Source organism: Bacillus sp. BC08, from assembly GCF_054326875.1.
On sequence record NZ_JBTGPA010000035.1, the window covers coordinates 178,105 to 202,950 of the forward strand.

33 protein-coding genes and 1 other annotated feature are annotated in these 24,846 nt (G+C 36.4%); of the genes, 21 read left to right on the forward strand and 12 right to left on the reverse strand.

Annotation, left to right across the window (positions count from 1 at the left end):
• Positions 1–3: 3 nt before the first annotated feature.
• Positions 4–1,122: a nicotinate phosphoribosyltransferase gene (locus ACXVYO_RS18960; protein ID WP_000658380.1), complete on the forward strand. Its 1,119-nt coding sequence runs from the start codon at positions 4–6 to the stop codon at positions 1,120–1,122.
• A 252-nt stretch (positions 1,123–1,374) separates the two neighbouring features.
• Positions 1,375–2,685 carry a UDP-N-acetylmuramate--L-alanine ligase gene (gene murC, locus ACXVYO_RS18965; protein WP_458468198.1) on the forward strand — a complete coding sequence of 437 codons (1,311 nt, stop codon included), beginning with the start codon at positions 1,375–1,377 and terminating at the stop codon, positions 2,683–2,685.
• Between the two features lie 55 nt (positions 2,686–2,740).
• Here murC and ACXVYO_RS18970 read toward each other — a convergent pair whose 3' ends face one another.
• Both ACXVYO_RS18970 and ACXVYO_RS18975 read right to left on the reverse strand, forming a co-directional pair.
• The gene (locus tag ACXVYO_RS18970; protein WP_458468199.1) at positions 2,741–3,403 is read right to left on the reverse strand and encodes a hypothetical protein; all 663 of its coding nucleotides are present in this window, start codon (positions 3,401–3,403) and stop codon (positions 2,741–2,743) included.
• Positions 3,400–3,744, reverse strand: coding sequence for a PadR family transcriptional regulator (locus ACXVYO_RS18975; protein WP_448163495.1), 345 nt, complete (start codon positions 3,742–3,744; stop codon positions 3,400–3,402). Before ACXVYO_RS18975 ends, ACXVYO_RS18970 begins: the two co-directional genes overlap by 4 nt.
• Before the next feature lie 145 nt (positions 3,745–3,889).
• Here ACXVYO_RS18975 and ACXVYO_RS18980 point away from each other — a divergent pair, with 145 nt between their 5' ends.
• The 5 genes from ACXVYO_RS18980 to ACXVYO_RS19000 all read left to right on the forward strand — a co-directional run bounded on the left by ACXVYO_RS18980 (position 3,890) and on the right by ACXVYO_RS19000 (position 6,037).
• Positions 3,890–4,438, forward strand: coding sequence for a GNAT family N-acetyltransferase (locus ACXVYO_RS18980; protein WP_458468200.1), 549 nt, complete (start codon positions 3,890–3,892; stop codon positions 4,436–4,438).
• The gene (locus ACXVYO_RS18985; protein ID WP_458468201.1) at positions 4,435–4,926 is read left to right on the forward strand and encodes a GNAT family N-acetyltransferase; all 492 of its coding nucleotides are present in this window, start codon (positions 4,435–4,437) and stop codon (positions 4,924–4,926) included. Before ACXVYO_RS18980 ends, ACXVYO_RS18985 begins: the two co-directional genes overlap by 4 nt.
• Before the next feature lie 77 nt (positions 4,927–5,003).
• Positions 5,004–5,408: a PH domain-containing protein gene (locus ACXVYO_RS18990; RefSeq protein WP_458468202.1), complete on the forward strand. Its 405-nt coding sequence runs from the start codon at positions 5,004–5,006 to the stop codon at positions 5,406–5,408.
• Positions 5,405–5,587: a hypothetical protein gene (locus tag ACXVYO_RS18995; protein ID WP_458468203.1), complete on the forward strand. Its 183-nt coding sequence runs from the start codon at positions 5,405–5,407 to the stop codon at positions 5,585–5,587. The genes ACXVYO_RS18990 and ACXVYO_RS18995 overlap by 4 nt, the downstream gene beginning before the upstream one ends.
• Positions 5,588–5,602: 15 nt before the next feature.
• Positions 5,603–6,037, forward strand: a complete 435-nt coding sequence (locus ACXVYO_RS19000; protein ID WP_458468204.1) for a hypothetical protein — start codon at positions 5,603–5,605, stop codon at positions 6,035–6,037.
• 38 nt (positions 6,038–6,075) lie between these two features.
• Here the strand turns inward: ACXVYO_RS19000 and ACXVYO_RS19005 are convergent, their stop codons facing one another.
• Positions 6,076–7,191 carry an aminopeptidase gene (locus ACXVYO_RS19005; RefSeq protein WP_000654740.1) on the reverse strand — a complete coding sequence of 372 codons (1,116 nt, stop codon included), beginning with the start codon at positions 7,189–7,191 and terminating at the stop codon, positions 6,076–6,078.
• 187 nt (positions 7,192–7,378) lie between these two features.
• On the opposite strand from ACXVYO_RS19005, the gene ACXVYO_RS19010 reads away from it, so the two are divergent.
• From ACXVYO_RS19010 to ccpA, 5 genes are all read left to right on the forward strand, one after another.
• Positions 7,379–7,891 (forward strand): DUF948 domain-containing protein, encoded by a 513-nt coding sequence (locus tag ACXVYO_RS19010; protein ID WP_076540795.1) that lies wholly within the window; start codon positions 7,379–7,381, stop codon positions 7,889–7,891.
• A complete protein-coding gene (gene ytxJ, locus ACXVYO_RS19015; RefSeq protein WP_001057490.1) occupies positions 7,891–8,217 on the forward strand; it encodes a bacillithiol system redox-active protein YtxJ in 327 nt (108 codons plus the stop codon). Before ACXVYO_RS19010 ends, ytxJ begins: the two co-directional genes overlap by 1 nt.
• A 117-nt stretch (positions 8,218–8,334) precedes the next feature.
• Complete coding sequence (locus ACXVYO_RS19020) at positions 8,335–9,351, forward strand: CamS family sex pheromone protein (protein WP_458468205.1); 1,017 nt, start codon at positions 8,335–8,337, stop codon at positions 9,349–9,351.
• Between the two features lie 49 nt (positions 9,352–9,400).
• Positions 9,401–9,544, forward strand: a complete 144-nt coding sequence (locus ACXVYO_RS19025; protein WP_458468206.1) for a hypothetical protein — start codon at positions 9,401–9,403, stop codon at positions 9,542–9,544.
• A 414-nt stretch (positions 9,545–9,958) separates the two neighbouring features.
• Positions 9,959–10,957, forward strand: coding sequence for a catabolite control protein A (ccpA, locus tag ACXVYO_RS19030; protein ID WP_001103291.1), 999 nt, complete (start codon positions 9,959–9,961; stop codon positions 10,955–10,957).
• A 34-nt stretch (positions 10,958–10,991) separates the two neighbouring features.
• On the opposite strand, the gene ACXVYO_RS19035 is transcribed toward ccpA, so the two are convergent.
• A complete protein-coding gene (locus ACXVYO_RS19035; RefSeq protein ID WP_458468625.1) occupies positions 10,992–11,354 on the reverse strand; it encodes a DUF4288 domain-containing protein in 363 nt (120 codons plus the stop codon).
• Position 11,355: 1 nt separating this feature from the next.
• Positions 11,356–11,592, reverse strand: a complete 237-nt coding sequence (locus ACXVYO_RS19040; protein WP_458468207.1) for a DUF3949 domain-containing protein — start codon at positions 11,590–11,592, stop codon at positions 11,356–11,358.
• Between the two features lie 200 nt (positions 11,593–11,792).
• On the opposite strand from ACXVYO_RS19040, the gene ACXVYO_RS19045 reads away from it, so the two are divergent.
• Positions 11,793–12,065, forward strand: coding sequence for a DUF3917 domain-containing protein (locus ACXVYO_RS19045; RefSeq protein ID WP_000636592.1), 273 nt, complete (start codon positions 11,793–11,795; stop codon positions 12,063–12,065).
• A gap of 49 nt (positions 12,066–12,114) precedes the next feature.
• Here the strand turns inward: ACXVYO_RS19045 and mscL are convergent, their stop codons facing one another.
• From mscL to ACXVYO_RS19060, 3 genes are all read right to left on the reverse strand, one after another.
• Complete coding sequence (gene mscL / locus ACXVYO_RS19050) at positions 12,115–12,513, reverse strand: large-conductance mechanosensitive channel protein MscL (protein ID WP_000266996.1); 399 nt, start codon at positions 12,511–12,513, stop codon at positions 12,115–12,117.
• A 128-nt stretch (positions 12,514–12,641) separates the two neighbouring features.
• Positions 12,642–13,568: a Gfo/Idh/MocA family protein gene (locus tag ACXVYO_RS19055; protein WP_458468208.1), complete on the reverse strand. Its 927-nt coding sequence runs from the start codon at positions 13,566–13,568 to the stop codon at positions 12,642–12,644.
• 80 nt (positions 13,569–13,648) lie between these two features.
• Complete coding sequence (locus ACXVYO_RS19060; RefSeq protein WP_458468209.1) at positions 13,649–14,329, reverse strand: ankyrin repeat domain-containing protein; 681 nt, start codon at positions 14,327–14,329, stop codon at positions 13,649–13,651.
• A 149-nt stretch (positions 14,330–14,478) separates the two neighbouring features.
• Between ACXVYO_RS19060 and ACXVYO_RS19065 the strand changes: the two genes are divergently transcribed.
• The 3 genes from ACXVYO_RS19065 (at position 14,479) to ACXVYO_RS19075 (ending at position 17,017) form a co-directional block, all read left to right on the forward strand.
• The gene (locus ACXVYO_RS19065) at positions 14,479–15,933 is read left to right on the forward strand and encodes a sensor histidine kinase (RefSeq protein ID WP_458468210.1); all 1,455 of its coding nucleotides are present in this window, start codon (positions 14,479–14,481) and stop codon (positions 15,931–15,933) included.
• Position 15,934: 1 nt separating this feature from the next.
• Entirely contained in the window at positions 15,935–16,624 is a 690-nt protein-coding gene (locus ACXVYO_RS19070) for a response regulator transcription factor (protein ID WP_458468211.1), read from the forward strand.
• 123 nt (positions 16,625–16,747) lie between these two features.
• On the forward strand, positions 16,748–17,017 hold the full coding sequence (locus tag ACXVYO_RS19075; RefSeq protein ID WP_458468212.1) for a hypothetical protein: 270 nt from the start codon (positions 16,748–16,750) through the stop codon (positions 17,015–17,017).
• Positions 17,018–17,235: 218 nt separating this feature from the next.
• On the opposite strand, the gene ACXVYO_RS19080 is transcribed toward ACXVYO_RS19075, so the two are convergent.
• The 4 genes from ACXVYO_RS19080 to acuA form a co-directional block, all read right to left on the reverse strand.
• On the reverse strand, positions 17,236–18,096 hold the full coding sequence (locus ACXVYO_RS19080) for an alpha/beta fold hydrolase (protein ID WP_458468213.1): 861 nt from the start codon (positions 18,094–18,096) through the stop codon (positions 17,236–17,238).
• 101 nt (positions 18,097–18,197) lie between these two features.
• Positions 18,198–19,364 (reverse strand): acetoin utilization protein AcuC, encoded by a 1,167-nt coding sequence (gene acuC / locus ACXVYO_RS19085; RefSeq protein WP_097818398.1) that lies wholly within the window; start codon positions 19,362–19,364, stop codon positions 18,198–18,200.
• Entirely contained in the window at positions 19,361–20,005 is a 645-nt protein-coding gene (locus ACXVYO_RS19090) for an acetoin utilization AcuB family protein (RefSeq protein WP_071724315.1), read from the reverse strand. Before ACXVYO_RS19090 ends, acuC begins: the two co-directional genes overlap by 4 nt.
• 17 nt (positions 20,006–20,022) lie before the next feature.
• Positions 20,023–20,655 (reverse strand): acetoin utilization protein acetyltransferase AcuA, encoded by a 633-nt coding sequence (acuA, locus tag ACXVYO_RS19095; RefSeq protein WP_061680131.1) that lies wholly within the window; start codon positions 20,653–20,655, stop codon positions 20,023–20,025.
• 176 nt (positions 20,656–20,831) lie between these two features.
• Here acuA and acsA point away from each other — a divergent pair, with 176 nt between their 5' ends.
• From acsA to ACXVYO_RS19120, 5 genes are all read left to right on the forward strand, one after another.
• Positions 20,832–22,550 (forward strand): acetate--CoA ligase, encoded by a 1,719-nt coding sequence (gene acsA, locus ACXVYO_RS19100; RefSeq protein ID WP_016130337.1) that lies wholly within the window; start codon positions 20,832–20,834, stop codon positions 22,548–22,550.
• A 90-nt stretch (positions 22,551–22,640) separates the two neighbouring features.
• Positions 22,641–23,198, forward strand: a complete 558-nt coding sequence (locus ACXVYO_RS19105; protein WP_000845594.1) for a maltose acetyltransferase domain-containing protein — start codon at positions 22,641–22,643, stop codon at positions 23,196–23,198.
• A 66-nt stretch (positions 23,199–23,264) separates the two neighbouring features.
• Positions 23,265–23,720: a hypothetical protein gene (locus ACXVYO_RS19110; protein WP_132130961.1), complete on the forward strand. Its 456-nt coding sequence runs from the start codon at positions 23,265–23,267 to the stop codon at positions 23,718–23,720.
• On the forward strand, positions 23,701–24,246 hold the full coding sequence (locus ACXVYO_RS19115) for an RNA polymerase sigma factor (RefSeq protein ID WP_458468214.1): 546 nt from the start codon (positions 23,701–23,703) through the stop codon (positions 24,244–24,246). The genes ACXVYO_RS19110 and ACXVYO_RS19115 overlap by 20 nt, the downstream gene beginning before the upstream one ends.
• Positions 24,227–24,472: a hypothetical protein gene (locus tag ACXVYO_RS19120; protein WP_098015308.1), complete on the forward strand. Its 246-nt coding sequence runs from the start codon at positions 24,227–24,229 to the stop codon at positions 24,470–24,472. The genes ACXVYO_RS19115 and ACXVYO_RS19120 overlap by 20 nt, the downstream gene beginning before the upstream one ends.
• A gap of 77 nt (positions 24,473–24,549) precedes the next feature.
• Positions 24,550–24,778: a binding site (T-box leader), on the forward strand.
• Positions 24,779–24,846: the final 68 nt, after the last annotated feature.

The window sequence follows — 24,846 nt, forward strand, 5'->3', positions numbered from 1 at the left end:
GACATGAAAGAAATTGAACTAAAATTAAAAGGTGAAATAAATAGACTAACAAATAGAACATTTAAATTTGACGAACGTGTTGGAGAAGGTTGGTTCTCTGCCGTTTACTTTTTAAAGACTAGAGAAATCATTGAAGAATTTCGCCCGAAAAGTGTTGTAACGATGCAATTTTTCCAAAAGGAAAATGCAGTTCTTTGCGGAACAGATGAAGTAATTGCATTGCTACAAACATTCGCTAAAAATCCTGAGGAACTTGAAATTAACTCTTTAAAAGATGGCGATAATATTAGTCCGTTTGAAACAGTGTTAACAATTCATGGTCCTTATGAAAATTTCGGATTTTTAGAAGGTGTCATTGATGGGATTTTAGCTCGTCGTACATCAGTTGCGACAAACGTATATAACGTTGTCCAAGCTGCGCGTAGCGTAGATAAAGAAAAACCAGTTATTTTCATGGGAGACCGTGATGATCATTATACACAACAAGCTGGTGACGGTTATGCAGCATACATCGGAGGTATGAGCGCACAAGCGACGCATGCGATGAATGAATGGTGGGGCAGAAGTGGTATGGGGACAATGCCTCACGCATTAATTCAAATGTTTAATGGTGATGTTGTGGAAGCGGCAAAAGCATATCATAAGAAATTCCCAGAAGATGAATTAGTTGTATTAATTGATTACAACAATGATGTCATTACAGATGCACTTCGCGTAGCGCGTGAATTTGGATCAACATTAAAAGGTGTACGTGTAGATACGTCGCGCACGATGATTGATCAATACTTCATTCGCCACCCAGAAGTACTTGGAACATTCGATCCACGTGGTGTAAACCCATCGCTTGTATTCGCACTTCGTAAAGCTCTTGATGAAGAAGGATTCCAGCATGTAGACATCGTTGTAACTGGTGGATTTGATGAGAAGCGTATTCGTGAATTTGAAGCTCAAAACGTACCTGTTGATATATACGGAGTAGGAAGTAGCTTATTAAAAATGAATATTGGCTTTACTGGTGATAACGTAGAATTAAATGGAAAACCAGAAGCAAAAGCTGGTCGTAAATATCGTCCAAACCCACGTTTAGAGCGTGTTCAATTAGAAAAAAGAGAAGATATGTAAAAGAGAGAAAAACTGATAGGTGATTGACCCTATCAGTTTTTCTGTTATCATAGTATAGCGGCTTCTTTTTTGCTATAATGGATTTGTTATGGACATAAAAAAGAAGTACGTACGAGTTTATCCTGATAAGTGAAGGGAAGAATAACTTCACTACATCAAAAATGTATGATGATTACCAAAATAAGAAAAGATTCATATACTGTCTTATAGATAGGCCGTTGTATTAGTTCGAAATGTTGGAGGTTCTTTAAGATGACAGTTTACCATTTTGTAGGAATTAAAGGAACAGGAATGAGTTCATTAGCTCAAATTCTTCATGACATGAAGCATACTGTTCAAGGGTCTGATTATGAAAAGCGTTTCTTTACACAAACAGCGTTGGAAAAGCGCAATATCTCGATCCTTCCTTTTGATAAAAATAATGTAAAAGAAGGACAAGTGATTATTGCAGGAAATGCATTTCCTGATACGCATGAAGAAATCGTAGCAGCAAAAGAATTAAACATCCCAGTACATCGTTACCATCACTTCTTAGGTGACCTTATGAACCAATACACAAGTGTTGCTGTAACTGGTGCGCATGGAAAAACATCAACAACTGGTTTGTTAGCCCATGTAATGCAAGGTGCACACCCTACATCTTACCTTATTGGAGATGGAACAGGGCATGGGGTAGAAAATAGTAAGTATTTTGTATTTGAAGCTTGTGAGTATCGTCGTCATTTCTTGTCTTACAATCCAGACTATGCGATTATGACAAACATTGATTTTGATCATCCAGATTATTTCTCAGATATCAATGATGTATTCAATGCATTCCAAGAGATGGCATTGCGAGTGAAAAAAGGCATTATTGCATGTGGAGATGATGAAGAACTTCAAAAAATTCAAGCGAAAGTACCTGTTATTTTCTATGGATTTGGAGAAGATAATGATTTCCAAGCACGTAACATTCAAAAGAGAACAGATGGTACTATTTTCGATGTATTCGTTCGTAATACGTACTATGACACGTTCAAAATTACAGGATACGGCAATCACAGCGTATTAAATGCATTAGCAGTAATCGCGCTTTGCCATTATGAAAACGTTGATGTAGAAGCAGTTAAGCATCAGCTAACAACTTTTGAAGGCGTAAAACGTCGCTTTAATGAAAAGCCAATGGGAGAGCAAGTTATCATTGATGACTACGCGCACCATCCGACAGAAATTAATGCAACGATTGAAGCAGCTCGTCAAAAACATCCAGAGCGTGAAGTTGTCGCTGTATTCCAGCCGCACACATTCTCACGTACAGAAAAATTCTTAGATGAGTTCGCTGAAAGCCTAAGCAAAGCTGACCAAGTATACTTATGTGATATTTTCGGATCAGCACGCGAAAACAAAGGTGAATTAACAATCGAAGATCTGCAAAAGCGTATTGACGGTGCAGAACTAATTACAGATACAACAACGGATGTATTAAAGAAACATAAAAACGGCGTTCTAATTTTCATGGGCGCAGGCGACATCCAAAAATTCGAAGCAGCTTACGTAAAAGAAGTTCAAGTTGCAGAGAAGTAATAGAAAAGACGCATAGCTGTGGCTGTGCGTCTTTTTTTGTTGTGTTCGATATATTTTAAAAAGCATTGATATGTTGGTATTGTTTATTCTTTTTGTATAGTTGTTTCAATAAAACGATATAAATTGAACTAAAAAGTACATATCCAATTAAATAATAGAATGAAAACATATCAAATTGTTTTGTTATCATAATTCGAATCGCGAAAAAGCTGAATGGGAGAGCAATTAGCAGTCTTGAACTGATGAAAATAATTGTTTTAAAGTATTTTAATAAATCCATATTCCAATGTTTTTCTCTAAAGATAAACCAAATGTTGCTTGCAATAAAGGCTAGTAAAAATGGTAAATTAGCAGAAAAATTTATAAAACCGAGTACAATAGGCACTGATAAAGCGCCGAGTGGACCGATAGATAGGCCGGAATAATATTTAATAAATGTATTTGTAGATTGCTGTGCATCTTGAATAACATCTGTATATTCTCCTGCAATTTCCTTTGCTAATTCTTTTGGAGGAAGAAATTCTTTAATCACTTGTGAAGGAATGCTCGCTAATGGTATCCCTTCACTTTCTTTACATAATGCATTTTCATATAAATCCGATTTGATCTCTAGCACATGTTGTTCTCTTGCTGACGCAGGTAAGTTCATTAAACCTTTATGAAGATCGTGTAAGAAAGAAGTAATGAGTTCATTTGAAAAGAATTGTTCTTTGTTCATTTTTTATCCTCTCCTTTAGCTAGTAACATTAGAGCATGATACACTGCATCATAATCATGTAAGCGACTATTTAAAACTTCTCTCCCTTCGTCTGTAATTCGGTAGTATTTTCTTTTTGGGCCATCACCGGACTCTTCCCAATAGGAAATAGCCCAATTGTTTTTCGTGATTCGATTTAATATAGGGTAAATCGAACCGTTTGGGATATGAAACACAGGGATATCTTGTAATGCACTTGTAATTTCGTATCCGTACATAGGTTGTTTGCTTATTAAAGACAAAATAGCGAGATCAAAAACACCTTTACGTAATTGAATTATAAAATTATCATTTTTTTCCATACTTTAACTATATATGATTCATATCTAGATATCAATCATACATAGTGTTTGTTCGTATATAAAATTCGAAAGAAAGTGTGAATATTTAACAATTTACATTTATAAGTGTTAGAATAATAAGAAAACTAAAAGGGAGCTAAAAAACATGTTCACACTTCGAGTAGACGATGAAATCGAATTACAGTTATTAGAGAAGCATCATAAAGAGGAACTATATCAATTAATAAACCAAAACCGTAATCATTTACGAAGATGGCTTCCTTGGGTGGATGGGGTAAAATCTGCTGATGCGTATGATGAGATTTGTCCGATGTGGTTAAAGAAGTTTGCAGAGGGAGACGGTTTTGAAAGTGGCATACGTTATAAAAGTAAGCTCGTGGGGATGGTAGGCATTCATCCGGTAAGTTGGGGGAAGAAAGCGGCAAGTCTCGGATATTATCTTGCAGAAGATGCTGGCGGGAAAGGCATTATGACGCGTAGCGTAAAGGCTGTACTTCACTATGCATTTGAGAATTTAAAATTAAATAAAATGGAAATTCGGTGCGGTGTTGAAAATGTGAAAAGCCGTGCTATTCCAGAACGTTTAGGTTTTAAGTTAGATGGTATTTTAAGAGAGGAAGAGTGGTTATACGATCATTTCCATGATATCGCTGTATATAGTTTACTAGCTTCAGAATGGAAGGAGATCCGATGAACGAGAAGATACGCATTATTCCGTATGAAAGTACGTTTCAAGATGAAGTAGTAGATCTTATCGTTCATATTCAGCAAAAAGAGTACAATGTTCCCATTACGAAAGAAGAACAGCCAGACTTACTTGAAATAGAAACGTTCTATCAAAGGGATTATGGAAACTTTTGGGTTGCGATTTATGATGATAAAGTAGTTGGAACAGTGGCGTTATTAGATATTGAGAATCAGCAAGTAGCGCTAAGAAAAATGTTCGTAAAAAAAGAGTTTCGCGGAAAAGAGTGGGGTGCATCATATAAGTTGCTCCAAACAGCAATTTCGTGGGCTGAGAATAAAAAGCTGAAAGATATTTACTTAGGAACGACAGTGAAATTTTTAGCAGCGCATCGCTTTTATGAAAAGAATGGTTTTCAAAGTGTGAGTATGGACGAGTTGCCAAAAAGTTTTCCAGTGTTGCAGGTGGATAAGAAATTTTATAGATATATTGTTTAAGAAGGTCATGTAGAAATGGCCTTTTTTTATGAACTAAAATGGAAAAAGTGGTATAATTTAGGTTAGGGGGTGCGTGTATGAACATTCCGATTCAAAGAAGTAAGTCGGTAGTCATTTTCGTTTGTCTCACGTTAGTTTTTATGTTCGTATATCCACTTGTCATGCTTTTCGCAAATAAAGAGCAGTGGATGTCAGCGTTAATTGGAATGGGTTTATGCTTCCTTGTGAATGTGCCACTCGTTTGGGAAGTATTTATTAAAAAGCATAAAGTAGAAAATGGTGTATTGAAGTACGGCATTTTGAATGATGATGTTTTATTAAAAGATATTAGAGTTGTTCGTCATGTTGGAAAGTATCTTGAAATTACGACGAATGCATACAAAGTACATATGGTTGCGATGCCGCAACATATGAATGAATTCTTGGCGCTTATCGAGAAAGAAAATCCACATGTGAAAATAGAAATGGTAGGTAAGAAATGAAATATGTAAAACCTTTGTTTTGTTTGGAAATTTTGTTTGTGTTTGCTATTTGTACTAGAGTATATATGAAATGGGATCTGCCCTTATATGAACCAATATTAATAGGTGCTATTGCAGTGGCGCTTTTATATTACTTTCATTTTCAGCAAACAAAAAACGAAAAAAGTAGCTCTATGTAGTTAGGAGGATTAGAAATGAAAAAAGTCCTTATGTTATTTTTACTTCTGCTAACCGCATCCGTTCTTTTAATAGGGTGTAATGCGAAGAAGGAAAAGGCTGATATGAATTTTGAAAAGGCACAAAAGGTTGAGATTGAATCACTTACAGATTCAAGTGATAAAAAAGTAATTACCGATAAAAAAGAAATTGAAAAGCTGTTTGAAGTCATGAAAATGGATAAGTGGGAAATGCAATCGGCTCCTTTAGATACTCCGCAAGGGAAAACATTTAAAATGTATCAAGAAGATACACCAAAATTATCGGAGTCGAGTAAAGATAAAAAGGAATTACATGAAATTGGTACGATGACAGTGTATAAAGATGTTCCGTATGTTGAAGTTGAAATGAAAAATAAGAAGATGAGTTTTAAAGTGCCAGAAGATGTGGCGAAAGATTTATTAAAGTATTAATAGAAAAACGCTCGGAGTGCATCCGAGCGTTTTTGTTATTATTTTAAGTTCTCTGGGTTTAAAGCTTCTAATTCAGATACAACGAAGCGTCCGTCTTTACGGATTAGTACGTCGTCGAAGTAAATTTCGCCGCCGCCGTATTCTGGGCGCTGGATGCATACTAAATCCCAGTGAATGTTCGAGTTGTTGCCGTTCCATGCATCGTCGTAAGCTTGTCCAGGAGTGAAGTGGAAGCTGCCATCGATTTTTTCATCGAATAGGATGTCTCCCATTGGATGTAAGATGTATGGGTTTACGCCGATTGCGAACTCACCAACGTAGCGTGCACCTTCGTCTGTATCGAAGATTTTGTTAATGCGCTCTGTATCGTTTGCAGTTGCTTCAACGATTTGACCGTTCTCAAATTTAAGTTGTACATTCTCAAATGTATAACCGTTGTAAGGAGATGGTGTGTTGTAAGAAACTGTACCGTTAACAGAATCGCGAACTGGTGCAGAATATACTTCACCGTCTGGAATATTTAAATGACCAGAGCATTTAATAGCTGGAATGTCTTTAATAGAGAATGTTAAGTCAGTTCCAGGACCAGTCAAACGAACTTTGTCTGTTTTATTCATTAATGTAACAAGGCTATCCATTGCCTTATCCATTTTACCGTAGTCTAAGTTACAAACTTCGAAGTAGAAGTCTTCGAAAGCTTCTGTGCTCATTTTAGCAAGCTGCGCCATAGAAGCATTTGGGTAGCGAAGAACAACCCAGCGCGTTTTCGGAACGCGGATGTCTCTATGAACTTTCTTACCAACTGTTTGACCGTGAATTTGCATTCTTTCACTTGGTACGTCAGCTTGTTCGTTAATGTTATCGCCAGAGCGAAGACCGATATAAGCGTCCATATCTTTCATTACGCTTGCTTCGTATGCAGCGATTTGTTCAAAATGTTCTTCAGTAGCCCCCATTAATAAAGAGCGGTCTACTTGATGATCTTTTAAAGAAACGAATGGGAAACCACCAGCTGCATATGCTTCTTTTACAAGTGCAGTTACAAGTTCTTTTTGTAAGCCAAAGTTTTCAATTAATACTTTTTCGCCTTTTTGTAAGCGAATAGAGTAGTTAATTAAATTGTATGCTAACTTTTCAATGCGTGGATCTTTCATATGTAAAGCCTCCCTACTAATTATGTATCCTCTCCTATTGTAACCTACTTAGTGGAATTTGTTGAATCATTTATGTTAAAGTTAACGAATAAGTATGAAAATTCTAATGAAAAGATAAGGATTAGAACGAAACGGAAAATGATTGTATAATAGGAGAAAGTATGAAAAAGATAAAGGAAGTGATGAAATGCAAGTTCTTTTATATGTAAGTGCGGCTATTATCGCGGTTGCTTTCGCTGTATTAGTATTGTATGTATGCAGAACGTTGTTATCGGTTCAAAAGACGTTAGAAAACGTTGCGAGCACGTTAGAAGGTTTAGAAAAGCAAATGCAAGGGATTAGCGTAGAGACGGAGCAATTATTACATAAAACAAATGCGTTAGCTGATGACATTCAACAGAAGTCACAATCATTAAATAAAGTAGTATCGGGCGTAGATGGAATTGGAACGACAATCCATTCTTTAAATACGAAACTTCGTAACGTATCAGATTCTGTTACAGACGAAATTGAAAACAATGCAGATAAAGTAGCGCAAGTTGTACAGTGGAGTAGCGCAGCAATTGAAGTATACAATCATTATCGTGCGACAAGACAAGAGAAAAAGGTTGAAAAAGAAGAGCGTAAATTAGAAAGACTTGAGAAAAAGGCTGAAAAGAAAGAGAAGCGCTCTAGACTTCGTATGAGAGGTGAATCGTGATGAATATGACAAAAGTTGAAACAATTGAAGAGCTGGAAGTATTAGTAGAAAAAAACGAGCCGTATGTTCTTTTTAAACATAGTACGACATGCCCGATCAGTCATGGTGCGTATACAGAATTTCAAGCGTATTGTAGTGAAGAAAGAGCAGTACCAGCATATTACTTATACGTACAAGATGCGAGAGATGTTTCGAATCGTGTTGCAGAACAGTACAGTATTAAACATGAATCTCCGCAAGTGTTATACATAAAAGATGGGATGGTAGTATGGAATACGTCTCATTGGAACATTAAAAAAGACGCTTTAGAAGAAAATATTAAGTAAAAAGAAGCAAGCTAAAGGTGCTTGCTTCTTTTTTTTGTTTTTGTTGAAATATATTTAATGGTACACTGTTAATAGTTCAAATTAAATAACTAGATTGTTGAAAGTAGGTTTTAAGTAATGAAGAAAATGGCATTATCCTTCGCGGTCGTAAGTTTATTACTAGGAGCTTGTAGTAATGATACGATTAGTAAGAAGGATGAAGTTATACAAAAGGATACGAAAGAAAAAAGCATGATTCCGAGAACTGCTGTTTCTAAAGATTATTATAGAACTGTAATTCCTTTAAAAGAACAAAAGGTTATCAATACAGCTAATATAAAAACAAATTCTAAATTAGATTTAGCAGAGTATGAGAATGGTTTAATGAATATTGCAAAAGAGCAATTTGATACAGAAAATCATGTACTACAATTAAATCAGTATATCCCTGAGAAATTAGTTGATGAACTAGTCGCGAAAGTAGAAGCGCCAGTTTTGACAAATATTATAGAACAAGACTATTTCGGGAAGCAGAATTCAAATGAATTAAGTTTATCTGGCGTTGTGATTGGGCTAGCGATGTCTTCAAGTGTATCGAATGAAGAAGCAATGTCTAAGGGCGCTGAAGTTGCAAAGCAACTTATTGAAGCGATTAATAAAAATGACAAGTATAATAAGTCTCCAATTACGTTTGCTATCTTTAAGCAAGAAAATACAAGTTCTTTAAAAAATGGTACGTATATTGCTAGTGCTACCGTTCAAAAGAATGATACGAACCTTGGAAATTGGAGCACGATCGATGAACAAGCGTTTTCATATCCTTCTGATGAATTTACAAAAGCACATGGAGAAGATAATAAAAAAATAACTGAATTTGCTGATGCAATGAAAGGTTTTTCTACTGGAGATTTTATCCCAGTAAATGCTAAGGTTTCTTATAAGAAAAATCAAATGGATGCATTAAATATGAATATTGTTATTAAATATAACGGTAAAACAGAATTAATGGCTCTTACCCAACTGGCTGCTCAAAGTATGTTAGAAAAATTACCTAAAGATGCAAAAGTTCAATTGCAGATCAAGTCCGAGAGTAAAATCGAGGCGATTATTATAAAAGAGAAAAACAGCGATAAACCGTTTGTTTCCTTCTTGTAAAAAAGACAGTGTAAACACTGTCTTTTTTTATTGAAAGTGAAAATATAGGATGGGAAAGAGCGCGTCATATTTCCGCTGTGCCAATTGTAAAGGAAGAAATATAGTTACCCCTGTCGTTCTTGATGTAACGCATTCTACTGGGCGCCGTGCGCCTCCAAATCCAACGCATCAAATGACTATCATTGTCGTTTGATGTCGGTAAGTCGATATATTTAAAAAATCGTTGATATATTTGGAGTAGTAATCGATATATATGGAAAATCGCTCATATAATTTGAGCTGTGATCGATATATTTGAAAAATCGCCGATATAAATTTCATTTACTATCGTACTGCTTAAAATAAGGTTCCTCCGTATGAAATATCTATATTTTTACAAAAAATGCCCTTTTTTTCATAAAAAATACGAAAATACGAGAAAAGAAGCGAATTTTTTCGAAACTTTTGCGGGAAAATATTGTATGAGCCTGCGTTTTTATCGTATCATTAGTAAAAGGAAGAACTCGGGACGATTGGTGGCATCTGCAAATAGAGTTGATGTCTTTTTTTCATTCAAGTAACCGATACATAAAAATAGATAACAAAAATAGAAGGAGTGTGCGATGAGATGAACGTAACAATCTATGATGTAGCGCGCGAAGCGAACGTTTCAATGGCTACCGTATCACGCGTTGTGAACGGTAACCCAAATGTAAAGCCTACAACAAGAAAGAAAGTATTAGAAGCAATTGATCGTTTAGGATACCGCCCAAATGCGGTAGCACGTGGACTAGCAAGTAAGAAGACAACTACAGTAGGTGTTATTATTCCTGATATCTCAAATACGTTTTATGCAGAACTTGCTCGTGGAATTGAAGATATCGCAACAATGTACAAATATAACATCATTTTAAGTAACTCTGACCAAAACAAAGAGAAAGAGTTCCATTTATTAAATACGATGCTTGGAAAACAAGTGGACGGAATTGTTTTCATGGGTGAAGATATTACAGACATTCATATTGAAGAGTTCAAAAAGTCTCCCGTACCGATCGTATTAGCAGCGTCATTTGATGAGCAAAATGAAACGCCATCAGTAAATATTGATTATACACAAGCAGCTTACGATGCAATGAAGCACTTTATTGAGCAAGGACATAAGCGTATCGGTTTCGTCTCTGGTCCTTTCATTGATAAAGCGGGAAGCGCGAAGAAGTTACAAGGTTATAAAAAAGCTTTAGAAGAAGCAGGTATTTCATATGATGAAAATCTTATAATCGATGGAGATTACACATATGATTCAGGTATCGAAGCATTCGAAAAGCTTTGGAGCAGCGATGAAAAGCCAACAGCAATCTTCGTATCTTCTGACGAAATGGCACTAGGTGTAATCCATGCAGCACAAGACGCTGGATTAAACGTACCAACTGATGTAGAAGTACTTGGTTTCGATAATACACGCCTTGCATTAATGGTTCGTCCACAACTTTCAACAGTTGTACAACCAATGTATGATATCGGTGCAGTAGCAATGCGTCTATTAACAAAGTATATGAACAAAGAAAAAGTGGAAGATCACACTGTTATCTTACCTCACCGTATCCAATTTAGAGATTCAACGAAGTAAGTATAAAAAAGCTCACAGCATTCGCTGTGAGCTTTTATTCGTATTCGGGATAGTATTTTTGTACGACTGTATCTACCGTTTTATTTTTCTTAACGTGTAAAAATCTTGCGTATAATTCTTTTCCAGTTTCAAATGGTGTATCGTCTAATTCAAACACATGCAACACTTTTCGAAATGTCCATTTCACTTGCTCATCATACATGTTATCGTACGTATCCTCAGATTGCATAGCGATTTTTTCACCTAGTTTGTGTGCTTCTTCTAAACTGTTTGCTTTAACAAGAATAATACTTTCTTCAAAAAGTGTATCGTGATTTTCTTCATAATGCTTATCCATTTTCGTAGGATTAGGCTCACCAGAATGAACAGATTCAAACAATAATTTTACAGCGTACATATTATGCTGCATGTTTCACCTTATAAATAATACTTGCGACAAGCGAAGCAGGTATTGTAAATACGTTACTTTGGTAATGGTAATGTACTTGAGATTCTTCATAAGACATGTTGTCATATAATTCGTTTTGTGACACATTCATTTTCTTCTGTTTTTCTTTGAGTATTTTAATGTAGTTATACTGTATTGGGACGAGAATGAGGAAATAGGCTAATACGATTAGTGAAATCCAAATCATTATGAACACTCCCTTATAAAGAATATTTATATATGGTAATTCTATCAATTTATACGAAAAATATCCATTTATTTCTAGTGGTCAATTTCCTTTCCAAAATGCCATTGTTCCTTGTTATATGTCACATAAGTGCAAATTTAACTATTATAGGTCAATGTCATGTATAATAGAAAGAAAAGGCTTGTGAGGGGGGAAAAGAGATGATCGTTCTTTGGATAATTACGCTTTGTATGACTGCTATTTTTGCATATATGACGTTAAAACAAAATGGCTTAAAGCGATTTGTTCCAGGAAGTATTCTTGCAGGAATTGCCCTTATCACGTATGTAATTTCTATTTTTATTGAAAGTGTATCAGTGGACATGAGCACAAGTTTAATGTTCATGGGTATTACACTATTTGCAGGTAGTATTATGGTACTTATGGTTGCAGGTATTATTTTATTTATTCATATGAATTCGGAAACGTTATAGCATATAGAAAAGGCATGTCCCAGAGGGACATGCCTTTTTATCCGTTCAATTATGCTCTATCTTTAGAAGAGTTTTGTTGTTTTAATAAGTCGCGAATTTCGCCAAGAAGTTCTTCTTCTTTTGTTGGTTCTGGAAGTTCTTCTTCTTTTTCTTCTTCTCTTTTAGATGTTAGTTTGTTGAATACTTTAATGAACATAAAGATAGCCGCTGCAATAATTAAGAAATCAAAAATAGTTTGGATGAAGTTACCATACATAATAGATGATTTACCAAATGTAATTTTTAAATCTGTAAAGTCAACGCCACCTAATACCATACCAAGTAATGGTGTGATGATATCTTTTACTAAAGAACTAACGATTTTACCGAATGCAGCACCGATTACAACCCCGACAGCTAAATCGATTACATTCCCTTTGAATGCGAATTTTTTAAACTCGTTCCACATGTGTTAATCCCATCCCTTCCACGATTCATTATGAAATTTATAATTCCTATCAACATATTCTATAGAAATTTGCGACAGAAATAAAGAGGAAATGGGAATGAAAGTAAATTCTGAAAAATGTATCCGTTTTAATTTTTATTTATATCATCTAGTAGAGATTGCAACAATTGCTGCGTTTTTAATGCTTCTAATCCATCTACAACAGGCTTTGTATCACCGTGTACACATTCAATAAAATGATGAACAGCATCTTCAAAACCACGCTGTTTCAACGTCGTATCCCATGATGGTGAACCGCTTTGAGAAACTGTATTATCCTGCTCAACTTCAAATGTGTTCATATTTTTTACGCGAATGATTTTCCCTGTCGTTACAAGTTCAATTTGTTCTAAATTTGTACCAGCATGGCGATGCATCGCGGTAGAAAGTAACAGTCCACTTGGCGTTGTATATGTGTGATGTCCGAAAAGAAGTTCATTCTTTTCATTCATTTGCATCCTATTATGAACGACATTAAGGTCATCGTTAGCTAACCAGCGAGCAGTATCTACGATATGTAAGTAATCATCTAACATAGTAAAGTCGTACGTATATGGTCCTACTTTATTTGTGCGGTGCTTTTCAATTCGAATCCATGAAATATTATGAGCTTGCTCTTTTGCAGCAACATACATAGGAACGAATCGGCGATTAAATCCGACCATTAACTTTCGGTTATACTTTTCGCTCAACTCGACTAGTTGCTCAGCTTGTTCCACTGTAGCTGCTAGCGGCTTATCAACATAAACGTCGATTCCTTTTTTCAGAAGTTCAGAAACGATTTCATAATGTGTAGCAGTTGAACTATGAACGAAGATTGCATCGCATTCCGAAGCTAACGTTTCAATAGAATCAAAGTCTTGCATGCGGTATTGCTGGCAAATTTGTTTCCTTTTCGCAGCGTTAGGTGTAAACGCCCCTACAAAATTCCAATCCGTTTCTTTTGTAAGTGTTGGAAGGTAGGCTTTTTGTGCAATACTTCCAAGTCCAATCATCCCAATTTTAGGTTTGTTCATGTTTACTCCCACCCTATTAATATTGATGTAACGGCTTAAATGTAGCATAGGGCGGGGGAGGAAGGCAAAGATTAGCTTTTTTACTTACGTCCTTCTAACAAAATTTTCTCTATCTCTTCAAAGTTATGGGCGCGCGCATGCTCTAACGGGGTAACACCATCGTTGTCTGGAATATTTACATCAGCACCGTGCTCAATAAGAAGGCGAATGACTTGTTGTTGTGTTTCGTTTCCGTTACTTAGTACGATGGCTTCCATTAAAGCGGTCCATCCGAGATTATTTACATGGTTAACATCAATAGTTGTTCGCGTAAGGAGTTCCTTAATAACATCAATATAGCCATGTTCTGAGGCGGGGATAAGAGCTGTTCCGCCGTAACGATTCGTAAGTGATGGATCTGCGCCAGCATCAATCGTTAGTTTTAAAATATCCAAATGACCTTCAGCACCGGCGTATAGAAAAGGATTATTTTTCATATCATCTTGGATGTTTACGTCAGCACCAGCTTCGATAAGCGCTTTGGCAGTTTTTACATCATTTTTGTATGTAGCAATCATAAGAGGAGTACGTCCTTTATTGTCTGTTATATTTATGTCAGCCCCTTTTTTGAGTAACGATATAACAGTATTCGTTTCTTGTTTCTCAGTAGCTGTTAGTAGCGCGGTCTCCATGTTTGTCATCTCCTTTTTAACTTCTTGTTCTTGCGAGCATCCTTGCAAAAAAATTATGCAACAGATCATGCTTACTGTTTTTTTGAACATGGAATTTCAACCTCCTCATTTCAACTGTAAAATAAGAACATTAAATTTTTATAAACTGACGCTAAAATTACTATAAAATCGCTTGAGTATTTGAACATATATTTTTATGCTTATGAGTAATAAGGTTTGGTAAAGTGAGGATGTAACATATGTCTATTAAAACAAGATTTTTATTCTCTTATATTGCTGTTATTCTCGTTTCCATTACGCTCATATTAGTTGCGGGATTTTTAATTGTTTTTTCCATAACAGGAGACTTGGAATCAGTGAAAAATTTCTATAAAAGTTCCTATATTCAAAAACCGCTTACGCCAGAAGAAGAGAATACGTATATTGAATTGAAATTAGCGGCAAAGAAAAATCAATCACAATTATTAGATGAATCTTTCGTTTCATCGCTTGAAAAAGAAGGTGTGAAAATAGTTGTAAGAAAGGGAGAAACCATTTCTTATGCTACAAAAATATTTGAAAGTATATCTTTAAAAGAAGCTCTTCCGAAATTTGAATCAGCAAATATTAATAGTCGTGGCACAACGGAACTAGGCGATACATTTTATCGATATGTAAAATTTGATTTTTATTTTCCCGGAGATGAAGAAGGGAGTATATTTGTACTAAAAAGACAAAGTTCATTTGTCGATCTTACACAAAAATTATTTCCGATTTTGTTCGGAGCGCTTTTACTGTTAGCCATTTTACTCATAGGGCTAGTAAGTTATTTCGTCTCAAGGAGTGTGATAAAACCAATTTTTGTATTGAAAGATGCGACTGGTAGAATTAAAGAAGGGGATCTAGATTTTCAAATTCCAGTTACCTCCCATGATGAAATCGGGCAGTTAAATCAAGGATTTGAGGAAATGAGAAAGAAGTTAAAAGAATCGATTGAAGTACAAACGCAGTATGAAGAAAATCGAAAAGAGCTTATTTCAAACATATCCCATGATTTAAAAACACCTATTACATCTATTATCGGATATGTGGAAGGTATAAAAGATGGGGTAGCAAATACGCCAGAAAAAATGGATAAGTATTTAACGACCATTCATACGAAGGCGAAACATATGGATACACTCATTGATGAGCTCTTTTTATTTTCGAAGCTTGATTTGAATCGAGTTCCCTTTCAGTTTGAAACGATAGAGTTAAACATGTTTATGCAAGAATTATTAGAAGAGATGCAGATGGATTTAAGTGAGGAAGGTATAGAAGTTCACTTACAATTACATTCATCGCCATTATATGTAACGGCCGATTGCGAAAAGATAAATAGAGTGATATCCAATTTAATTCATAATAGTGTGAAATACATGGATAAAGAAGAGAAGAAAATTACTGTAACAGTATTAAGTGATAACAATACAGTCATTGTGAAAGTGATGGACAATGGGGCAGGTATAGAAGCTGATACGCTGCCGTATATATTTGAGCGGTTTTATCGTGCCGAGCAATCGCGAAATTCTAGCACAGGTGGAAGTGGACTTGGCTTAGCGATAGCGAAGCAAATAGTTGAAGAACATGGCGGGGAAATTTGGGCGGAAAGTAAACTTGGGGAAGGTACAAGTATTTTCTTCTCATTGAAAAAAGTACAGGAATGTGGTGAGTAGAATGAAGAGAATTTTACTAGTAGAAGATGAAATAAGTATTGCAGAATTACAGCGAGATTATTTAGAAATTAGTGATTTTCAAGTCGATGTAGAACATTCAGGAGAGATAGGTCTACAAATGGCTCTTCAGGAAGACTACGACTTAATTATTTTGGATATTATGCTTCCGAAGATGAATGGATTTGAAATTTGTAAACAAATACGTGCTATAAAGGACATTCCGATTTTACTTGTTTCAGCAAAGAAGGAAGATATAGATAAAATTCGCGGACTCGGTTTAGGAGCGGATGATTATATAACGAAACCGTTTAGTCCAAGTGAATTAGTCGCAAGGGTAAAGGCGCATATTTCTCGTTATGAAAGATTATCAGGAAATGTGAGTAAGCAACGCGATACGCTATACATTCACGGAATTGCTATTGATCAGCGAGCGAGAAAAGTTTTTATAAACAATGAAGAAATCGCGTTTACAACGAAGGAATTTGATTTATTAACATTCTTTGTAACGCATCCAAACCAAGTATTAAATAAAGAACAGTTATTTGAACGGATTTGGGGACTAGACTCAGCTGGCGATTTAGCCACTGTCGTTGTTCACATTAGAAAGTTACGTGAAAAAATTGAAAGAGATCCCGCTCACCCGCAATATATTGAAACAGTGTGGGGAGCTGGTTATCGCTTTAACGTGTAATGTACCTGCCGAGTAATTGGCAGGTTTTTTATGTTATTTGAACGAAAAGGGAATAATAGGTAATTTATGTTAAAGTATAAAGAGAAATAAAACATAGGGGAGTATGAGAGGGCGTGCTACATTTTGGGAGATACATTAAAAGATAATAAATCAAACAAGGCTTTAAAGATTGGAACTAATATCGTACTTATCTTATTAATTATTGGTGCAATACAAATGTTTTATGATGAAGATTCTACGAATGATCATTTTGGTGGGTTATTTATGATGGTCTTTTTTGGAATTAAAATAATTTCTAATGTTATGATGAGTATAAAAGAAGGAGATAAAAAGTCGATATTCATTGATGTAGGTTTGATGATTTTTTTGTTCTTCTTGCTGTTTTTATTGTGAAATATTTCTTTTGAAAAAAGCTCATAGTCTTATAGAGACTGTGAGCTTTCCTTAATAATAACGGTACTAGTGTAACGATTTATCCCGCATTTAACGGGCAGTAAGACCCCTACCTCAAAATTCAGCGAAAGCAAAGAAGTAAGGTGGGGATCAACTGCCCGTAAAAGCCCGATTGGTTCAACTAATAATCAGTGGGGGAAGAACAAAACCCCCACTGATTAAAGTTTCACTTTATAAAATGTTTGAGTAGTAGAAGTAAACTGGGCAGCTTCTTCTAAAAAAGGATAATGGTTACTTTCCTCAAATGGAATGAAGATAGAATTACGTATACCATTATGCATTTCGATAGAATACTGAATCGGGCACTGTACATCATGTCTTCCGCATATAATGAGGGTCTTTGTTTGGATGGAAGGTAATTTTTCTCTTAAATCAAATGACGGATATTCATTGGCGAAAGCGTTCATCCGGCTAGCGGACATAGTTTTTTTGATTGGTTTACAAAAATAAGAGTTGTAGTTTTCTGGATTGTGCAATGATAATTTTGTTCTCTCAGTAGATAGTTCTTTTCGTTCTTCACTTGTAAGATCAGGTTTTTTTAAGTTTTCGATGAGCTGTTGCATATAATGAAACTGTGGATGTGCGGGGTGATAAATGCAAAATGGTGTTTCGGTATAATTACTTGCTGCAGCTCCGGCCACGACTAATGATTGTAAGGAATTTGGATATGTAATCGCATATAAAAGTCCAAGCATACCACCTGTGGAATGACCAGCGAAATGCCATGTTGGGAGTTGTAAAGCTTCTCGTATTACTTCTAAGTCGTGAACCGTTTCAATCATACGTAATTCTTTTTTTGAATTGGCTTTTGCTGAGTTACCAGCGTCTCGTAAATTAATGAGGAATACACGATGTGTAGCAGTGAAAACATCCGCAAAGTAATCACCAGTTTCATTAAATTGTGAATAGTGATGTGTAAGACAAAGTGGTTCGCCATTTCCTTTTGTAAAGAGTTCAAATGTGCCACGTTTCGTGTTGATTATTTGTTGCTGCCACATAATATCACGACCTTTTCCCATAAAAGTTGGACCAGTTAATTATTAAATAAAATATATCGACTTACCAACAGAAAACGACAATAAATAAAAGGAGGCTATTCAAAAACGAGCCTCCTTTTTCTTTAGTACAAAGATTTTGTCATATTATTCCGAATTATTTCAAGGGATTTCGTTACAGTTAATGCGTTCTTTTCTTCAATTTCTGGTTTGCGGGGGATAGGTTTATACATGTTGTCTGGATCTTCCCATGTGAGGGGAAGTTCTGTTTCGGCTTGTCCTTTCCAAGCGTCAATCCATTCTGGAGGGAGATAACCTGAGATGTTTTGGATGTTGTTCATTTCGAGCCAAATGAGTGCCCATGCTCTTGGGACGACGCGCCAGTGGTCATAGCCACCGCCGCCGACAGCAATCCAGCGACCTTCGCAATATTCGTTAGCGATTTCGCGAGCGAGCTTCGGTATTTCACGGTAAATATTCATCGTTGCGCAAAGGTGTGTAAGCGGGTCGTAATAATGTGCGTCAGCGCCATTTTGCGTTAAAATAATATCCGGTTTAAAGTAGGCTGCAACTTCTTTTACGACAGTTCGATATGAATCTAAAAACGATTCATCCTCTGTAAAAGCATCGAGTGGAACGTTAAAAGAATAACTATAGCCATTACCTTGTCCACGTTCATTTACAGCGCCAGTTCCAGGGAATAAATAACGCCCAGTTTCATGTAGTGAAATGGTGCATACGTTAGGATCGTCGTAAAAAGACCACTGTACACCATCACCGTGATGAGCATCTGTATCAATATATAAGACGCGTAAACCGTATTTCTTCTGAATATATTTCATTGCGATGGAACTATCGTTATAAATACAAAAGCCAGATGCCTTGCCGCGGAAGCCGTGATGTAAGCCACCGCCTAAATTAAGTGCGTGTTTTACCTTCCCGGAAAGAACAGCATCGACAGCCGTTAATGTACCGCCAACGAGTAATGCGCTTGCTTCGTGCATATTTGGAAACATCGGCGTATCTTCTGTTCCGAGTCCATATGTCATCGCAATTGATTTTTCTAACTTACCTTCTCCAGCACGTTTTACCGCATTTATGTATTCCTCTGTATGAACGTAGGCAATCTCTTCATCTGTAGCCATCCGTGGTGCGATGATTTGGGAAGGAGAGATAAAACCGCCCTTTTGTAATAAATCATACGTGAGTGTAACGCGCAGTTGGTTAAAAGGATGATCAGGGCTAAACGAATAGCCCCGAAAGTCATCCGAATAAATAAACGCGCTACTCATGCTTGCATCCCCATAATGTTCGGCCATAATACGCGGTAGCCTTCTACTTCAAGTGCATCAATCACTTTTAGTGGATTCATCGTTTGAATGCGGAAAACGAGTACTTTATCGTTCTCATCTTTTGCTGGGTAGACGAGAACGCTCACGATATTGATTTGTAACTCACTAAAAATGGCAACAACTTTTCCGAGAATGCCAGGTTCATTTTTTACTTGAATTTCAATTTGTGAACTCGGTTGATGTGCTCCTGTTAATTTCACTAACGTGTGCAGTACAGTAGATTCAGAGATGATTCCTACTAACTTGCCTGCTTTTGTAACAGGAAGACACCCAATTTTATTTTCAAAAAATAAAGTAGCAATTTCCTCAACGAAATCGAGAGGATGGCAAGTCATAACAGGATGTTTCATAATCAGTTCAAGTGGTTGCTTCAGCATATCGAGTGAAACTTGTTCATCTAAAATAGACGGACTTGCATCTCTTACATCCCGATCAGAAATAATGCCTACCACATGATTATTTTGATCGACAATTGGAATGTGCCGAATGCCTTTCGTGCGTATCGTTCGGATTGCTGTTTCGATTGTATCGTTTGGGTGTAGTGTCACCACATCTTGATTCATAATTTCTTCTACAATCATTCCAGTTGCCCCCTTTATTAATACATAAAACGATTGTGAAAACGTAGACGATCAAATGCTTGAATAGAATCCGTATCAACGCGTTTACCGATGCGGACCATTAAACAGTTAGCAGGATGCGAACAAATTTCAGGATCATCTGTAGCCATCCATTGTAAGCCACCAGCATTCATCATTTTTTCCATTACTTTTCGGTACTCCCAAACATTTAAGCCTGTTTGTTTTAAATCCCAGTGCCAATAATATTCAGTCGTCAATATAATGTAATCTTCCATATGGTCGTCCATCATTGAAACTTCTAATAAGTTCTTTCCGACAGCGCAACCGCGGAAGGCAGGGACAACTTCAATCGCCCCGAGTTCAATTAAGTTTTCTATCTTTCCTTCTGACCATCGTTCGAGTGGATCAGGATACAAGTATGTAACATATCCAACAATCGTTTGGTCATGTCTAGCAATAATGAGACGAGCTTCTGGTAATTTAGAAATTTCGACAATTGCTTTATATTGCTGCTCGGCAGGACGAAACGCAATTAAATCTGGATGAAATTCATACATTTCTAAGTTATGTGTAGAGACAGGACCTTCAATAATTAAAGTGCCTTTCGCTGTTTTTAAGTTTCTAGCATTATATATTTTTTTATGAATCAATGTATTGCTCACCACCTTGAGGGTTTGTGAATCTATTCATATCGTACTTTATAATATATGCGATGTGAATCGAAATTTGTCATTAAAAATTTGTCTAAAAATCAACAAATATACTGAAAATTTTAAATAATGTTATTATAATAGATAATAGAATACATAGGAGGGGGATGTAAAGTATGAAAGTAGAAACGCTTCCTGTCATTAAAGGAGAAAATAATTTGCCGAATTATGATGAGGCATACGCGAATTTTAACTGGGAAGAGGTTAATAAAAACTTTACTTGGAATGAGACAGGCCGAGTAAATATGGCGTATGAGGCAATTGACAAGCATGCGAAATCCGATCGTAAAAATAAAGTAGCCCTTTATTATCAAGATGGATCGCGAAAAGAGAAGTATACATTTAAGGAAATGAAGGATTTTTCTAATAAAGCAGGAAACGTCCTGAAAAATTATGGCGATGTAGAAAAAGGCGATCGCGTTTTTATTTTTATGCCGCGTTCTCCAGAATTATATTTCGCACTTCTTGGTGCAGTGAAATTAGGGGCAATCGTTGGTCCGCTATTTGAAGCATTTATGGAAGGCGCAGTTCGCGATCGTTTAGAAGATAGCGAAGCAAAGGTGTTAATTACAACGCCTGAATTGTTAGAGCGCGTACCATTAAATGATTTACCAGCTTTAAAAACAGTCTTCCTTGTTGGAGATAATGTAGAAGAAGGCGGTAAAACGGTAGCGTTTAATCCTTTATTTGAACAAGCTTCAAAAGAATTACATATTGAATGGTTAGGCCGTGAAGACGGTTTAATTCTACATTACACGTCTGGTTCTACTGGTAAGCCGAAAGGTGTGCTTCATGCGCAAAATGCAATGGTGCAGCACCATCAAACGGCGAAATGGGTATTAGATTTAAAAGAAGACGATGTATATTGGTGTACAGCTGACCCAGGCTGGGTAACTGGAACAGCTTACGGTATTTTCGCACCGTGGTTAGTTGGGGCATCAAATGTTGTTTTAGGTGGCCGCTTTAGTCCAGAAGCGTGGTATGAAGCACTACAAGATTACGGTGTAACAGTTTGGTACAGTGCGCCAACAGCGTTCCGTATGTTAATGGGAGCTGGACAAGACGCAATTAAAAAATATGATTTATCACAAGTTCGTCACGTATTAAGCGTTGGTGAACCGTTAAATCCAGAAGTAATTCGCTGGGGTATGAACGCATTTGGACTGCGTATTCATGATACGTGGTGGATGACAGAAACAGGTGGACAAGTTATTTGTAACTACCCTTGTATGGAAATTCGTCCAGGTTCAATGGGTAAACCAATTCCAGGTGTGAAAGCAGCGATTGTTGATAATGAAGGAAATGAAGTACCTCCATACACAATGGGTAACTTAGCGATTGGTAAAGGTTGGCCAGCGATGATGCGTGGAATCTGGAATAATCAGCAAAAGTATGAATCTTACTTTATGCCGGGAGATTGGTACGTATCTGGTGACTCTGCTTATATGGATGAAGATGGATACTTCTGGTTCCAAGGGCGTATTGATGATGTAATTATGACATCAGGTGAGCGCGTTGGTCCGTTTGAAGTAGAAAGCAAATTAATCGAGCATGCTGCTGTTGCAGAGGCTGGTGTAATTGGTATTCCTGATCCAGTGCGCGGCGAAATCATTAAAGCATTTATCGCGCTTCGAGCAGGATACGAGCCATCTGATGAATTAAAAGAAGAAATTCGTCAATTTGTAAAGAAAGGCCTAGCAGCTCATGCAGCGCCAAGACAAATTGAATTTAGAGATAAATTACCAAAAACGAGAAGTGGTAAAATTATGCGCCGCGTATTAAAAGCGTGGGAATTAAACTTACCAACAGGTGACTTATCAACGATGGAAGATTAAGAGAGGAAGGTCTGAACAAGTAATATGTTCAGACCTTTCTTTTTTTATGGTATCATAAACTTATACATACGAGTTAAAGGGGAGAAGGAAATGAAAACAGAAAAAGAAAAGATGATACTAGGGGAAATGTACATACCAGCTGATCCTGTTTTGGTTCAAGAGAGGGAGCAAGCTCGTATACTAACGAGAAAATTAAATGAAACGCCAGAAGTACAATTAAAAGAGCGTAGCGAAATCGTAAAAGAACTATTCGGAACGACAGGAGATAACATTCATCTTGAATCTTCTTTCAGATGTGATTACGGTTATAACATTCACGTTGGTGAAAATTTTTACGCGAACTTTGATTGTACAATTTTAGATGTATGCCCGGTGACAATCGGAGTGAACTGTATGTTAGCTCCAGGTGTTCACATTTATACAGCAACACACCCGCTTGACCCAGTAGAGCGCATAAGCGGATCAGAATATGGAAAACCAGTTACAATTGGTGATAACGTATGGATTGGCGGAAGAGCGATTATTAATCCTGGTGTCACAATCGGAGACAACGCGGTAATCGCATCTGGCGCCGTCGTAACGAAAGATGTGCCGGATAATGTAGTAGTTGGCGGAAATCCTGCAAAGATTATTAAAAAAATAAAATAATATTTGAACGAAGTGCCTTCCTCGTCTGTATACATTTATGAAAGAATAGATGAGGGAGGCTTTTTTATGTCTAATAAATTACTTCTTACTTTTGCTTTACTTGGAATTATAGTCGTATTTTCTTGTGGTTTGCTATTACCGATGCCAATTGGATTTAAAGTATCAATGATTACAGCTGGGGTTATGATGATTGTTATGTTTTCCATCATTATTCCGTTTGATAGAAAACATATAGTACGGAAAAAAGGATATAAAATTGATTTTACAAAAACAAAAGTGTATTTTCGCTGGAATGTATTTGATACGATTTCGGCTTGTCTGGCAGTGTATGCATGTATATGTGTGCAAGTATTAAATATTTTAGTTTCAACCGGACAGACAATTCAAAACCCGTATGTTCAATTTTTTACGAATCAATCACAAGTATGGATTATTGTCGCGAGTTGCTATTTAATTTCCCGGATTTCATTAACGTTAAAAGGAATAAAGGAGATCAAAAATCATGGCGCAGATTGGGAGTGAGGAGGAACTCATGCTTGCGTATCAAAGTGGAGATAAACAGGCAGGAGAAAAACTATATGTTTTAATCAAACCAGCGCTATACACATTTTTGTATCGATTTAACCGAGATGAACAATTAAGTATCGATCTCGTGCAAGATACATTTTTGACGCTAGAGCGTAAGAAACATATGTATGAACCTGAAAAAGGCAAAATAAAAACGTATTTATTTCAAATTGGTTATCGTCTTATGATTAATAAATTAAATAGAAGAAAAAAGTGGCGTACGCTTTTACCATTTTTAGTGCCGATTCAGGAAAAAGAATTTTCTCACGAAGATCGGCTCACAGTAAGAGAAGCAATTTTGAAAGTTCCGGAAGAGCAAAGAGCTGTCCTTATTCTTTCTTATTATCATGATATGCAGCAAAAAGAGATTGCGGAGGTATTAAACATTCCGATTGGAACAGTGAAATCGAGACTCCATAACGGGATAAAGAAATTGAAACAATTGCTGGAGGTGGATGAAATTGAGCGAAAATCCCTTTAAGAGTGAATATAAATTAAAGCAGCATTTAGATAGTGATCATGTAGAAATACCAGATTTTCCAAAAACGGTAAGTCGTTTCGATCGATTGATCAGATTTCTTGGTTCTCCAGCGAAAGATCCTGTGGAGGCGACGATTGGGAATGATTTATCGGTTGTGTTTCATGTATCGTTATTAGTGGGGGTTCCAATTCTTTCTCTAATTACGATACTCTTTGTGACGTTGTAAAGGATTGGCAAGGAGAGAACACCTACCTCTATTTGACACGCCTATATAAATGATGGTATAAAGAAAAGTATATGAATAATTGAGCGTGGAAAGGGAGAAGTAGTGATCATTTCCCTGTTTTAGAGAGCTGATGGCCGGTGAAAATCAGCACATAGATGATCGCGAATTACGCCCCTAGAGCATCTTTTTTCGATTGAATTGTATTCAAAAGGGAAAAGACGGTGCTAAGCCGTTATGTAAATAAGGTGGTAGGCTTTTTTGGCCTGCAACTAGGGTGGTAACGCGATAATCAAAATCGTCCCTTATTTCAAGGGGCGATTTTTTTATGTTTTCAACCTTCACGCCAGTAATGAACTTAAAGGAGAGTATGTAGG